Source organism: Peribacillus sp. NPDC101480 (assembly GCF_050277335.1).
Lineage (GTDB): Bacteria > Bacillota > Bacilli > Bacillales > DSM-1321 > Peribacillus.
On sequence record NZ_JBNNSB010000004.1, the window covers coordinates 253446 to 266323 of the forward strand.

Genomic DNA, 12878 nt, shown 5'->3' on the forward strand with positions numbered 1-12878 from the left:
ATGAAATGATGAATGAAAAAAAATGGCTGTCCGTTTATCCTGATTCAATATCAAAGGAAATCAAAGTCCCTGAGTTTCCGATGCAAAGAATCCTTCAAAATGCATCTCAGTCCCATCCAAACAATACAGCTATTACTTTTTATGACCGAAAGATATCCTATCAGGAACTTTTTCATGCGTCGCAAGCCTTTGCTTCAGCCCTGCAAAAAAAAGGTGTTCAAAAAGGCGACCGTGTCGCCATCATGCTGCCTAACTGTCCGCAATACGTCATTGCGTATTATGGTTCGTTGACAACAGGAGCCATTATCACACAAATTAACCCAATGCTGGTTGAAAGGGAGCTGCAGCATATTTTACAAGACTCCGGTGCAGAAACGATCGTTGTATTGGACGGATTATACCCGAAAGTGAAAAGTGTACAGCAACATGCAAATTTGAAAAATATTATCGTCGTAAGCCTGCAGACTTCGGATGCAGATTTTCAGCCTGATGCTTCGTTTGACCAATTCATGAAAACAGGAGATGGCAAAATCAATCCAGTATCAATCGATCCGGAAAATGATATAGCCGTTCTTCAGTATACAGGAGGAACGACTGGCCGTTCAAAAGGAGCGATGCTGACACACAGCAATATTCTGGCCAATGTCGTTCAAACGTATGAATTCTTCAAGCATGAATTAAAAATAGGTACTGAAAGAACGCTGTCGGTCATCCCGCTTTTTCATGTTTTTGGAATGTCGTCCGCAATGAATTTATCCGTGTATATCGCGGGTGACTCGATCATGCTGCCCCGATTTGAAATAGAAGAAGTGCTGGAAACGATAAAGCGTGAACAGCCGACCACTTTTCCTGGTGTTCCCACCATGTATGTAGCGTTGACGAATCACCCGAGGGCAGAAGAATATGGAATGGGCTCAATTCAGGTCTGTAACAGCGGAAGTGCACCGATGCCCGTGGAACTGCTGCGTGAGTTCGAACGAAAATCAGGTGCAAAGATATTGGAAGGCTACGGTCTTACGGAAGCTTCGCCAACAACTCATTGTAATCCGGTATTTGCAAAAAGGAAGCCGGGGAGCGTCGGGATCGGAATCCCTTCGACTGAATATAAAGTGATGGACCTGGGTGACGGGACAAAAGAAGTGGCCACTGGCGAAATGGGGGAATTGGTCGTCAAGGGACCACAAGTGATGAAAGGGTACTGGAATATGCCAGAGGAAACGGCGGTAACCCTTAGAGATGGTTGGCTTTATACGGGTGATATCGCCAAAGTTGATGATGACGGGTATCTCTATATTGTCGATAGGAAAAAAGATTTGATCATCGCAAGTGGTTATAATATATATCCGCGAGATGTGGAGGAAGTGCTTTATGAACATCCTGCTGTCCAGGAAGCGGTTGTCATCGGCGTTCCGGATGCGTACCGAGGAGAGTCGGTAAAAGCGGTGCTTGTACTTAAAAATAATAAAACGGCAAATGAGCGGGAAATCATCGACTACTGCCGTGCCAACCTATCGGCCTATAAAGTTCCGCATTTCGTTGAATTTCGTGAAGAGTTACCGAAAACAAATGTCGGAAAGATTTTAAGGCGGGCTTTAAGAGAAGAACTTTCCAGGAAATAAGAGGGCTTTGATAGTACGAAAGCGTATGATATCAATTCAGCTGAAATTTTAACAGATTGCGAGGGTGCTTACATGAAAGAAAAAATGACAGAACATAGCATACGCTTATTTGAAAAGAAGGGCTTTAGTGAAACGTCGATTTCTGATATCGTCGAATCGGTCGGGGTGACGAAGGGAACGTTTTATTATTACTTTACGAGCAAAGAGCAATTGCTTATGGATATTCATCTCGCTTATATAGACGAGTTGCTTAGTGAGCAGGAAATGATCATTTCGGAACCTGGGAAAAGCTGTAAGGATAAGCTTTTCGATATGGTATATATGCTTATAAAAAGCATCAAAACCAAAAAATCCAGCGCAACGGTCTTTTTCCGTGAAATGAAAAATCTAAGTGACGAAAAACTTGCACAAATCCTTCCTAAGCGGGATGAGTTCCGTAATAAAATCGAGCAAGTGCTGATTAGCGGCATCGAGAGCGGAGAACTACGTTCCAATCTCGATGCATCCATCATCTCTTTCGCTATTTTGGGTGTAGCCAATTGGAGCTATCATTGGTTCGACCCAGAAGGTGAAAAAAACGAACAGGAAGTTGCCTCCATTTTTATGGGGATGATTCTGCAGGGAATTGAAGCGTGACCAGGTAACATACTAACCAGTTAGTTGAAGGGAGATAGAAGGCATGGCCAACAAGCAAATTCAATCGATAACCGTAATTGGGGCCGGGCAGATGGGGCATCAAATTGCGATGCTTGCTGCACTTGGAGGGTACGAAACGATTCTTCAGGATGTTCAGGAATTAGCGTTGAATACAGCCAAAGAAAAACTGGACGCCATTTTGACTAAATGGGTTCAAAAAGGAAAATTGTCTGAAGATCGTAAATTGGCTGCTTTTAGCCGTCTTCAATATACTACCGATCTTGAGAAAGCGGCGAGTGGAGCTGATCTGATCATTGAAGCGGTAGTTGAAAAACTTGATGTGAAACAGGAGGTCTTCGCTAAACTTGAAGAATTCGCCTCCGCAGAAACCATTTTTGCTACGAATAGTTCAACGATCGTCAATAGCCTGCTTGCGAGTGTGACGAAGCGCCCGGATAAGTTTATTAATATGCATTTCTTTTTTCCGCCTCTAGTTATGGATTGTGTTGAGGTTGTCATGAGTGATCAAACATCGGAGGAAACAGCCGAGCTTGCGATGGAAGTGACAGAGAAAATGAATAGGACAGGAGTTTTGTTGAGAAAAGAGATATCGGGATTCGTAGCCAATAGAATTTTGGGAGCGTTGCAGCGTGAGGCCCTATATTTGTATGAAGAAGGAATTGTGGATTATAAGGATATCGATTTAATTTGCAGGAAAGCTTTAGGCCATCCCATCGGCCCTTTTGAACTGATGGATCTATCAGGTATTGATGTAGGATATTTTGTCATGCAGCAGCGATACAATGAAACTGGAAATCCAGAAGACAAGCCGAATGCTTGTATAGCAGAAAAGGTGAAAAAAGGGGATTTAGGAAGGAAAACAGGAAAAGGCTGGTATGATTATCCAAATCAAGGGGTGAAGAATCGATGACAAAATTAATTAGAGTGGTTAAGGAAAATAAGCTTGCGATCATCACCATCGATAATCCTCCATTAAACGTAATCAGTAAACAAGTATTCAGGGAGTTGGGAGAAACATTCGATGAACTTTCAAAAGATAATGAAACAGTTGCGGTACTCATAACAGGTGCAGGCAATATCGCATTTGCGGCTGGTGCTGATATAAAAGAATTCCCTAGCATGATGGGGAACCCGAATATGAAGGAAATTGTAAAGGAGGGTCATGCCGTCCTAACCAAAATAGACCAGTTTCCTAAACCTACAATAGCTGTATTAAATGGCCTGACTTTGGGCGGTGGATGTGAACTGGCTCTGGCCTGTGATTTGCGAGTGGCTGAAACACAGGTTCAAATTGGTCTGCCGGAAGTGAAATTAGGCTTATTTCCTGGAGCTGGCGGTACACAGCGTTTGTCCAGACTTGTCGGAAACGCAAAGGCAAAAGAGATTATATTTACCGGTGATCCGCTAGGTGCCATGGAAGCGGAAAAGATCGGGCTTGTCAATAAAGTCGTCGAGCAAGGCTGCGGCTTATCGGAAGCGAAAATCTTGGCCTCACGAATGACAAGGCACTCACTTCAGGCACTTTCGAGAATCAAAAAGGCGATTAATGAAGGCAGTGAAGCCACGCTTGAACAAGGTCTGGAGATTGAAACGAATCTTTTTGAAGAAATCTTCCAAACTGAAGATGTTAAAGAAGGGGTTTCCGCTTTCTTGGATAAACGTAAATCTGCTTTTGTGCATCGTTAATTCAAGGAGGGGTCTTATGCATGAATTGGAAGTCGACGTCCGTTTTTCCGAAACGGATGCTTTGGGCCACATCAATAACACAAGCTATTTCATTTACCTTGAAGAAGCGCGAATGAAATTTTTTGAAGCGTTGGGCTTGGCTACGAATGTCGAGTCATGGAACTTTTTGTTAGCCTCCACTAAATGCGACTTTATTGCTCAGGGATATTTCAATCAACTCTTGACCATTCGTTCATCTATAAAAAAGGTAGGGACGAAAAGTTGTGAAATGGCCCATGATATCCTTTGCTCACAAACTGGGGAAATCATTGCTAAGGGAAGTGCAGTTTTAGTTTGTTTTAATTTTTTGAATCAAAAAAGTGAACCTATTCCTGAAATGATTAAAGAAAAACTCATTTCACATCTTGTTCATAATTAGAATGAAGGAGTGGAAGAACATGGTTGGCGATACGATTCCTGTTCGGCCCGGCGAGGAACTGAATATTGGTGCATTAGAAGGTTTCCTAAGAAAAAATGTATTGGGCCTTCCAAATGAACCGTTAGAATTGCAACAATTTTCAACGGGCTATTCCAATTTGACTTATCAGCTGAAAATTGGTGAGTGGGAGGCTGTTCTAAGAAGGCCACCGCTTGGCCCTGTTGCGCCAAAGGCACATGATATGAAGCGTGAACATCATATCCTTTCCTCAATCAACCCATATTTTCAAGCGGCTCCCGAGCCTATTCTGTTCTCGGATGATGAATCGATTGCGGGGGCCCCTTTTTTCCTAATGGAAAGGAAACATGGAATCGTAATAGATACCGAATTTCCCAAGGGAATCGAGCCTACTGTTGAAAAGTGCCGACAGCTTTCTCATGTCATGGTCGATCGGCTTGCTGATCTTCACTCGATTTCCTATGAGAAAACTGCGTTGGTGGAAATCTCCAAACCTGAAGGGTTCATTGAAAGACAAGTGCGCGGATGGATTTCCCGCTATGAGAGAGCAAAGACAGATGAAATCAAGGAAATTCGACCGCTCATCGATTATTTTCAACAGTATATCCCGAAACATAGCCAGACTTCCATTATCCATTATGACTATAAGATCAATAATGCCATGTTTAACCAGGACCTTACAGAGATGGTTGGTTTATTTGATTGGGAAATGTCCACCGTTGGTGATCCGTTAGCCGATCTAGGAGTGGCTTTAAGCTACTGGACGGAAAGCGGTGATCCGGAACTTATCAAAATCGGTGTGGGTAAAGGATCCGTCACCACTTTACCTGGTTTCCCGACACGAAGGGAATTTATCGAGATGTATGCAGCTAGAAGCGGCAGGGATGTTTCCAACGTCGATTTTTATTTAACATTTGGTTACTTTAAGTTGGCTGTCATTCTTCAGCAAATTTATTATCGATATAAAAAAGGCCAGACTAATGATCCCCGTTTTTCCAATCTCGGAAAAATGGTTAAAAGCTTACTCACTCATGCAGCAAATGTAGCTGCGAAGGAAGTTTAATATATGGAATATATACAAAACATTCATTTGCTGCTAAAAAAAGAAGAGATAGATGGAAAAAAGCTTCAAGAAGGGGAAAAAGTTGCGGTCGTACTTGATGTATTATTAGCGACCACTACGATTATTTCAGCACTTCATGAGGGAGCACGCCAGGTGATACCTGTCATGGATCCAGTGGATGCCTTGGTGAAAAGCCAGGAATTGGACCATGGGGATGTTGTAGTTGCAGGGGAACTAAAAGCTAAGCCGGTTGATGATTTAATGTATCCGAGTCCGACGCTATTGAGTAAGTTGGTACGCGGCAAAACATTAATACTTTCCACGACTAATGGAACGGTTGCGCTGAGAAATTCTGCAGCTGCCAAAAAGGTTTATATCGCATCTTTGTTGAATAATCCGTCTGTTGCAGAAAAAATAAGAAAACATCATAAAACAGAAACGATCATCATCGTTTGCTCGGGAAATTCAGGTGAATTCAGTCTGGAAGACTTTTACGGTGCAGGTCATTTGATAGATTGCCTGATTGCTGGTTCGCAAGGCTCTTTCATACTCAACGATGCAGCAAAGGCTGCCAATGCGCTTTATCGCACGAATAGCGAAAATGCCTTTGATATCCTGAAATCATCATATGTCGGACAGCTGTTTGACAAACATAGTTTGATTGCCGATTTGGAATTGGTGGCGCAAAAAGGTTCGTTGGATCTTGTCCCGGAGTTGGTGGATGGAAGGATCGAAGCTGAATTGAAAAGGCAGGAAACGTAGTTCAAAATCCAGATAAGGAGTGAAGGGGATGAGGTTTTCACAATCAATAGCGGTGGTGACAGGTGCAGGCTCCGGTATTGGGAAAGCTACAGCGATGCGCCTATCGGACGAAGGGGCAAAAGTGTTATTGGTAGGGCGGACGAAAGGAAAGCTGGAGGAGGCAGCTGCAGAAATCAATGCGAGGCATACGATTCCCGTGGCCGACATTTTCCCTGCAGATGTTACCGTCGAGGAGGATGTAATAGAACTGGCCATGTTTGTGAAGGAACAATATCGTGACCTTCACATTTTAATCAATAACGCAGGTGGATCAAAGTCCTCGAAGCTTTTGGATACATCTGCTGCTGATTGGGATATGATTCAGCATGTCAATTTGAAAAGTGTCTTTCTTGTTTCCAAGTACTTGGGGAAAGTGATGGAAGAAGGAGCGGGCAGTGGTAATGAAGGCTCCGCCAATCGGGCAATCGTGAATGTGGCTTCACTGTCAGGGCATCAGGCAGGTGCATTCATCCCGCATTACAGCTCTGCTAAAGCAGGTGTCATCAGTTTAACTAAATCATTGGCACTGGAACTCGCTGCAGTCGGCATTCGGGTCAATTCCGTATCACCTGGATTCATTGAAACTCCATTGACGGAGGATGGATTGCAAAATGAAAAATTCGTAAAGTCCATTCAACGGAACACGGCACTGGAAAGAGTGGGGAGAGCGGAGGAAATAAGTAATGTCATTACCTTTGCTGCTTCCCCGGAGGCTTCCTATATGACTGGGACGGATTTATTGGTGGATGGCGGCTGGTTGATCAAATAGAAAAAGGGGATGGGTAAATGTTAAAAGAACACTTATTGACAGAAGTAATCGATAATGTAATGATCCTTACTTTGAATCGTCCTGAAAGTTTGAATGCGTTTAGTCCTGATATGATCGCAAGCTTAACGAAAGCGATTAAGGATGTAAAACATACACCACATATAAGGGCCGTCGTCATTAAAGGGGCGGGAAGGTCGTTCACTGCAGGAGGAGACGTAAAGTCGATGGGGAAGGCCTCTGCAGGTCAATTGTATGATCATGTCGGCAGAATGAACGAATGCATAATGGCTCTCGATGCCTCTGAGGTTCCCGTAATCGCTGCCGTCCATGGATTTGCGGCAGGGGCAGGATTCAATTTGGCACTCGCTTGTGATTTGATCGTGGCTTCCGATGATAGTCAATTTGCCATGAGTTTTTCACAGGTAGGCCTGATTTCTGATGGAGGGGGCTCGTATTTTTTACCTAAGTTAGTAGGGCCCCACCTTGCAAAGCAGCTCTTCTTTTCTGCCGAACCGATTTCTGCGGAGCGCTTATACCAGTTAGGTGTCATTAATTATTTATACCCACTCAATCAACTTGAAGAAGAATCATTGAAACTTGCGGAAAAGCTGGCAAATGGACCGACAAAGGCTTATGGAATGATGAAAAAGCTCGTAAGTCATTCATTTACAGCTACACTTGATGAAATACTCGAACAAGAGCGCATCACGCAAACCTTGATGGCTTCAACAGAAGATCATCTGGAGGGAGTTGCAGCATTCAAAGAAAAGAGAAAACCGGAATTTACAGGGAATTAATGAGGGAGGGATATAGATGAGAGCCATTCATTTTGAAGAATACGGCGGACCGGAAGTACTGAAATTGACTGAAATGGAAAGACCCGTGCCAACTGGGCATGAAGTTCTGATTGAAATCGATTGTGTCGGCGTCAATTATGCAGATACAGCCAGAAGGGAAGGGCAATATGTAGTACCTACGCCGCTTCCTTTCATTCCAGGTGCGGAAGTGGCTGGCGTTGTGGTGGAAGTTGGTGGAAAGGTGACTAAAATCAAACCTGGTACAAGGGTCGTGAGTTTAATTGAATCAGGTGGGTATTCGGAATACGCCCTATCTGATGAGTTCTCGGCCATTCCGCTTCCTGATGCCATTCAGTTCCATGAAGCTGTTGCCCTGCCCCTTCAAGGTCTGAGCGCCTATCATATTTTAAAGACAATGGGTCGCATGCAACAGGGGGATACGGTATTGGTCCATGCTGCTGCAGGTGGAGTAGGAACGATTGCTGTCCAGCTAGCCAAAATCTTCGGGGCTGGAAAAGTGATTGCCACAGCCAGCACAGTGGAAAAGTTGAAACTGGCTAAAGAGATGGGGGCAGATGAACTCATCGATTACACGAAAGAAGGATGGGAAATGGAAGTCCGTGAGGTCACGGGAGGAAAGGGAGTCGACGTGGCGCTGGAAATGGCTGGAGGGGATATTTTCAATAAAACATTGAAATGTTTGGCACCATTCGGACGTCTAGTTGTTTTTGGTAATGCCAGCCGTAAGCCATATACGATGAATCCGCAGCAATTAATGAGGCGCAATCAATCCGTTGTAGGTTTTTTCTTGCCACAGATCATGAAACACTCAGATTTACTGTTGCCCAGCATTCAAGAACTTTTTGCATACGTCGCGTCTGGGGAACTTAAGCTAACCATCGGCGGCATCTATCCAATTGAAAAGGCAGCAGCCGTCCATGAGGAAATGAACGCACGTCAAACAAAAGGGAAGTTGATTTTGCAGGTTAAATGAGAAGAAGGGGTGTGATGCACCCCTTGTATGATAATGGGATTCTTGCCCTTCTAGAACGACTCAATCCGCATCGGTGCTGACATCCTTATCGGGATGCATGAAAGGCGGCTGCGGTGCTCTTTTAGCCTCTAACAATTCACGGTTTTCAGTTGTATTCCAGCCTATATCATTGGTGGGGTGTATCCATTCGTCTCCAGCCATGATTTCCGGATCTGTATCTTCACTCCAATTTTCAAGTGGTGAGTTTTCGGATGCATATTTACTGTCGCCGATGACGACTCCATAATCATTAACGAATGGAGCCTTTGGTTTTATGCCGGTTCCTTTAAAGCTTGGTGCGTTAATTTGGTGCGGTTGTGTATCGTCGATAATTGGTGAATCCAATTTTTTTTTCATATAGCGACTCCCTTTCCGTTTTACGGTTATTTTTCTCGTCTGTCCCTATATTATCCCTGAATAATTTCCGGCATTTTTACCCCACTCTAAAGAAGTAAACTATATTAAAAAGGGTGGATGAAAATGAAACGGAAAGCCAATGTGGATGGTGCTGTCAAAGCAAGTAAAACGCCAAAAAGAAACCAAGCTGAAAATGAATTTTCCAATGAGTTCGCAATGGAGGAAAACGCGATGAAAGGTGCCAACCGCAATTCAAAGCAGGGCAGAAAAGGAAGAAGTTAATGGATAAAGAAAAACGGGACAGCGGGGAAAAGATGGGGAACATGTACGGACGGAATTTGGAATCGAATTCAGCGGCGATATGAACGCAACAAAAATTTATGAGATTTTGGCAAAAGAAAATAAAAAACGTGAAAGTGATAAGTAAATAAGGACGGACCCAATTCTTGGGTCCGTCCTTATTCTTAAAGTATGATGCTGCCAGATTTTGATTGAGGGAAAATCGTTGATCCTTTACCACTCGGATCAAAATAGGCAAGCATGAACGATGGTTTATCGACGATTGTTCCCTCAGCTAAATACGTTTCCAAATCAAAGGGAAGTGCCTCGAGCAATGTGTGTTTGTGTATTTCCTTTTCATTAAGGGCCAAAGCTGTGAAAGAGGAACCAAGCTGTCCAGGGTTATTCAGAATATCTTCATATATCTCTTTCCGCCCGTTTTTATCTAATGAAGCTTCCCACCAAGGTTTACGTGGTTTGTATTTTTGATTGATGAAATAATCCAATTTCATGAGTCCGATAATGTTTTTCAGTTCGGCAGATTCCCGGGAAGCCAAAAACTGCTGTAAACGTCTGAACAAGTCTTCAAGCTGATGTCCGATTCGTGACCACCCTTGTTCATCCCAATAGGTACCGAAATCTTGAAAGAAGTCGAACGGTGATTGAAATACCGTTTGAACAAGATATTCAGTGGTATGATCCATTCTATGATCGTTCCAGTATTTTTCAAGGACATCTTCAACTTGTTTAATGCGGACAATGTCATCGAAGGATAAAACATTATTCCCCAGGATTTCATAGGGAGCATGTTCGCTGTATATATATTGGTGTTCATCGGCACGTATCCGTAAGCCAGTGCCACGAAGCATCTTTAAGAAACCAAGCTGCATCTCTTCGGGTCTGAGCTCGAAAACATCATTGAAGGTCTTTCTGAAAGAATGATAATCTTCTTCAGGCAAACCTGCAATAAGGTCTAAATGCTGATCAATTTTCTGCCCTTCTTTTACCATGGTTACGGTCCTTGTCAGTTTTTCGAAGTTCTGCCTTCTCATTACTAGATCATTCGTATGATCATTCGTCGACTGTACTCCTATTTCAAAGCGGAACAATCCTGCAGGGGCATTATCATTCAAGAACTGGATAACTTCCGGACGCATGATGTCTGCCGTGATCTCGAATTGGAAAACCACACCGGGAAGATGTTCATCGATTAGGAATTGAAACATTTCCATGGCATAGCTTCGGCTGATATTGAACGTTCTGTCAACGAACTTAATTGTCTTGGCACCATTAGCCATAAGGTACCTGATATCTTCTTTAATCTTTTCCCGATCAAAATATCTGACACCCACTTCAATCGATGAAAGGCAAAATTGGCAGCTGAACGGGCACCCTCGGCTAGTTTCGATATAGGTGACACGTTTAGATAGATCTCCGCGGTCTTCCTCCAAACGATATGGAGTAGGGAGGGATTTTAAATCAACCTTGCCGTTCTGAGGCTGGATGATTTTTCTCCCATCCTGCCGATACGCAATGCCGCCGACCTTCTTATAGTCATTCGAACCTTCGATTTCAGATAAAAGGGCCTTGAAGGTAACTTCACCTTCGCCAATTACGATGAAATCAGCCCCGGGAATCTGATCAAGCCATTCCCCAACATCATAGGTGACTTCAGGTCCGCCCAGGATGATAACCAATTCTGGATTGATCTTCTTCAGCATGGCTACGACCTTCATTGTTTCCTCGATGTTCCAAATATAGCAGCTGAACCCGATTACGTCAGGTTTTTTGGAATGAAGGTCACCAACTATGTTCATAATCGGATCTTTTATTGTATATTCCGCCAGCTGTACATCATAATCTGGCTGGGCATAAGCTTTTAAATATCGGATGGATAGCGATGTATGGATATATTTTGCATTAAGAGTACTGATTATTATATTCATGTTAAAGGGCGTAAAGTAAACGCCTGACTCCTTTCGTGTACATGTCTTTTTAAGCCAACAAGCACTAACGAGTAATTTTACCATAGCGTGCTTCATTTGAAAAATGAGTTATTGTATTGAAGGGGAATCTTTTCCCTTGAAGGTCGATATGAAATAAAAACGGATAAAGCAGAAAATGCTTCATCCGTTTTATTTAAAAAGCTTGTTTAAAATATTCTTTTGTTTTAGTCATGAAACGTTTTGTTTTGGTCGCCTTCAATTCGATGATCGGCTGTGCCATCGTAGCGATCATTTCACTTGATAATAACACCGTAATCAAGAAAGAGAGACCGGCGAGCATGATGAAGCTCTCGGTATTGCTGAAGTATTCCTGTAAGGTGCTTTCACGGAAGAACCGAATGAAGAAACCATGCAGCAGATAGACATAAAGGGTTTGTTTACCCCAATTCGTAAAGAAATATTGTCCGCGTGGGATGAATGAAAGGAAGCTGAACACTGAAATTATGCTCAATCCATAAAAACCCAGACGTTTGAACATGGACACGATTGTCGCATCTTCAAGTTCGGCATATGGTTTCGAACCGAGCAGCCATTTATAATTGATATCGGTATTTAAATAAAATCCGATAAAAATCACTAACATGACACTAAGTGAAGCCAAACGAATTTTGGGAGTGAAAAGTTTTTTTAAATGGTCCTTGCTTAAATGGTATCCGATCAAGAACATCGGGAAAAAAACGAATGTCCTGGAAAGACTAAGGTAATTGGAGATATTGTCAATATATCCAATCAATAATGCGATTAAGATTGATAAACCTATGCCTACTGATGGCTTTAGCTTTGAAAAACCAAGCAGCATGATGTTCCAGCAGAATAAACTGATCAAGAACCATAGCGACCATTGGGGATCAAGCAGGTCTACGGTGATGGCAGAGCGTTCATATAAAAAATAATAGTAAACGGTATATATCAATTGGAAAATGATGTAGGGTAAAATCAGTTTTTTAGTAATTTTACCTAAATACCCTTTTTGATAAAAACCTTTTGCAAAGAAGCCTGAAACCAGGATAAAGGCAGGCATGTGAAAGGAATAAATGGTTTTATATAAAGCATAAATCGTTTCACTGTCATGTATATACGTATTCAGCAAATGTCCAAAGACGACAAAGGCCATGAGAATGAACTTGGCGTTATCGAAGAAAAAATCACGTTGTTTCATTGTTGCCTCCATTTAATAAATTTTTAAGGTAGCTAGAAAGAAAGCATTGTTATCTCTTATACCCTAAATACCTTGTACGAAATCAATATTTATTAAATTTATTATAAAAATCTTAAATTAAGCTTAACGCGAAGTTTTATAGTATTCAATATACTATCATTTGATATATAGTGAAATTTTGTAATTTTATCGTTTTTCGAAAATACCGAGGAAAAT

General features: G+C 42.4%; 14 protein-coding genes. 11 read left to right on the forward strand and 3 right to left on the reverse strand.

All coding sequences use genetic code 11. From position 1 onward, the window contains the following. Window positions 1-8: 8 nt before the first annotated feature. The 10 genes from ACQKMF_RS15515 (at window position 9) to ACQKMF_RS15560 (ending at window position 8822) form a co-directional block, all read left to right on the forward strand. The gene (locus ACQKMF_RS15515; RefSeq protein WP_402942927.1) at window positions 9-1619 is read left to right on the forward strand and encodes a long-chain-fatty-acid--CoA ligase; all 1611 of its coding nucleotides are present in this window, start codon (window positions 9-11) and stop codon (window positions 1617-1619) included. 72 nt (window positions 1620-1691) lie between these two features. Beyond that, window positions 1692-2255 (forward strand): TetR/AcrR family transcriptional regulator, encoded by a 564-nt coding sequence (locus ACQKMF_RS15520; protein ID WP_260356997.1) that lies wholly within the window; start codon window positions 1692-1694, stop codon window positions 2253-2255. A gap of 43 nt (window positions 2256-2298) precedes the next feature. Further along, window positions 2299-3186, forward strand: a complete 888-nt coding sequence (locus tag ACQKMF_RS15525) for a 3-hydroxyacyl-CoA dehydrogenase family protein (protein ID WP_427573953.1) — start codon at window positions 2299-2301, stop codon at window positions 3184-3186. Next, the gene (locus tag ACQKMF_RS15530) at window positions 3183-3962 is read left to right on the forward strand and encodes an enoyl-CoA hydratase/isomerase family protein (RefSeq protein WP_427573955.1); all 780 of its coding nucleotides are present in this window, start codon (window positions 3183-3185) and stop codon (window positions 3960-3962) included. The genes ACQKMF_RS15525 and ACQKMF_RS15530 overlap by 4 nt, the downstream gene beginning before the upstream one ends. 16 nt (window positions 3963-3978) lie before the next feature. After that, window positions 3979-4380 carry an acyl-CoA thioesterase gene (locus ACQKMF_RS15535; RefSeq protein ID WP_101224492.1) on the forward strand — a complete coding sequence of 134 codons (402 nt, stop codon included), beginning with the start codon at window positions 3979-3981 and terminating at the stop codon, window positions 4378-4380. A 19-nt stretch (window positions 4381-4399) separates the two neighbouring features. Beyond that, window positions 4400-5461: a phosphotransferase family protein gene (locus tag ACQKMF_RS15540; RefSeq protein ID WP_402941618.1), complete on the forward strand. Its 1062-nt coding sequence runs from the start codon at window positions 4400-4402 to the stop codon at window positions 5459-5461. A gap of 3 nt (window positions 5462-5464) precedes the next feature. Further along, window positions 5465-6223, forward strand: a complete 759-nt coding sequence (locus ACQKMF_RS15545) for a 2-phosphosulfolactate phosphatase (protein WP_427573958.1) — start codon at window positions 5465-5467, stop codon at window positions 6221-6223. Window positions 6224-6251: 28 nt separating this feature from the next. Continuing rightward, window positions 6252-7031: an SDR family NAD(P)-dependent oxidoreductase gene (locus ACQKMF_RS15550; protein WP_101224494.1), complete on the forward strand. Its 780-nt coding sequence runs from the start codon at window positions 6252-6254 to the stop codon at window positions 7029-7031. 17 nt (window positions 7032-7048) lie between these two features. After that, window positions 7049-7828 carry an enoyl-CoA hydratase/isomerase family protein gene (locus tag ACQKMF_RS15555; protein ID WP_402941623.1) on the forward strand — a complete coding sequence of 260 codons (780 nt, stop codon included), beginning with the start codon at window positions 7049-7051 and terminating at the stop codon, window positions 7826-7828. 16 nt (window positions 7829-7844) lie between these two features. After that, window positions 7845-8822, forward strand: coding sequence for a quinone oxidoreductase family protein (locus tag ACQKMF_RS15560; RefSeq protein ID WP_427573961.1), 978 nt, complete (start codon window positions 7845-7847; stop codon window positions 8820-8822). 60 nt (window positions 8823-8882) lie between these two features. On the opposite strand, the gene ACQKMF_RS15565 is transcribed toward ACQKMF_RS15560, so the two are convergent. Beyond that, the gene (locus ACQKMF_RS15565; protein WP_101224497.1) at window positions 8883-9218 is read right to left on the reverse strand and encodes a DUF3905 domain-containing protein; all 336 of its coding nucleotides are present in this window, start codon (window positions 9216-9218) and stop codon (window positions 8883-8885) included. Window positions 9219-9341: 123 nt separating this feature from the next. Between ACQKMF_RS15565 and ACQKMF_RS15570 the strand changes: the two genes are divergently transcribed. Then, window positions 9342-9500 carry a hypothetical protein gene (locus tag ACQKMF_RS15570; protein ID WP_094246584.1) on the forward strand — a complete coding sequence of 53 codons (159 nt, stop codon included), beginning with the start codon at window positions 9342-9344 and terminating at the stop codon, window positions 9498-9500. A gap of 182 nt (window positions 9501-9682) precedes the next feature. Here ACQKMF_RS15570 and ACQKMF_RS15575 read toward each other — a convergent pair whose 3' ends face one another. Further along, window positions 9683-11443 carry a B12-binding domain-containing radical SAM protein gene (locus ACQKMF_RS15575; RefSeq protein ID WP_101224498.1) on the reverse strand — a complete coding sequence of 587 codons (1761 nt, stop codon included), beginning with the start codon at window positions 11441-11443 and terminating at the stop codon, window positions 9683-9685. Window positions 11444-11636: 193 nt separating this feature from the next. After that, complete coding sequence (locus tag ACQKMF_RS15580; RefSeq protein WP_427573963.1) at window positions 11637-12662, reverse strand: acyltransferase family protein; 1026 nt, start codon at window positions 12660-12662, stop codon at window positions 11637-11639. Window positions 12663-12878 lie beyond the last annotated feature (216 nt).

Bases quoted from the DNA above. Each gene is read 5' to 3' on its own strand.
- ACQKMF_RS15515 (WP_402942927.1), top strand. From the start codon at position 9: ATGAATGAAAAAAAATGGCTGTCCGTTTATCCTGATTCAATATCAAAG.
- ACQKMF_RS15520 (WP_260356997.1), top strand. From the start codon at position 1,692: ATGAAAGAAAAAATGACAGAACATAGCATACGCTTATTTGAAAAGAAG.
- ACQKMF_RS15525 (WP_427573953.1), top strand. From the start codon at position 2,299: ATGGCCAACAAGCAAATTCAATCGATAACCGTAATTGGGGCCGGGCAG.
- ACQKMF_RS15530 (WP_427573955.1), top strand. From the start codon at position 3,183: ATGACAAAATTAATTAGAGTGGTTAAGGAAAATAAGCTTGCGATCATC.
- ACQKMF_RS15535 (WP_101224492.1), top strand. From the start codon at position 3,979: ATGCATGAATTGGAAGTCGACGTCCGTTTTTCCGAAACGGATGCTTTG.
- ACQKMF_RS15540 (WP_402941618.1), top strand. From the start codon at position 4,400: ATGGTTGGCGATACGATTCCTGTTCGGCCCGGCGAGGAACTGAATATT.
- ACQKMF_RS15545 (WP_427573958.1), top strand. From the start codon at position 5,465: ATGGAATATATACAAAACATTCATTTGCTGCTAAAAAAAGAAGAGATA.
- ACQKMF_RS15550 (WP_101224494.1), top strand. From the start codon at position 6,252: ATGAGGTTTTCACAATCAATAGCGGTGGTGACAGGTGCAGGCTCCGGT.
- ACQKMF_RS15555 (WP_402941623.1), top strand. From the start codon at position 7,049: ATGTTAAAAGAACACTTATTGACAGAAGTAATCGATAATGTAATGATC.
- ACQKMF_RS15560 (WP_427573961.1), top strand. From the start codon at position 7,845: ATGAGAGCCATTCATTTTGAAGAATACGGCGGACCGGAAGTACTGAAA.
- ACQKMF_RS15565 (WP_101224497.1), bottom strand. From the start codon at position 9,218: ATGAAAAAAAAATTGGATTCACCAATTATCGACGATACACAACCGCAC.
- ACQKMF_RS15570 (WP_094246584.1), top strand. From the start codon at position 9,342: ATGAAACGGAAAGCCAATGTGGATGGTGCTGTCAAAGCAAGTAAAACG.
- ACQKMF_RS15575 (WP_101224498.1), bottom strand. From the start codon at position 11,443: ATGAATATAATAATCAGTACTCTTAATGCAAAATATATCCATACATCG.
- ACQKMF_RS15580 (WP_427573963.1), bottom strand. From the start codon at position 12,662: ATGAAACAACGTGATTTTTTCTTCGATAACGCCAAGTTCATTCTCATG.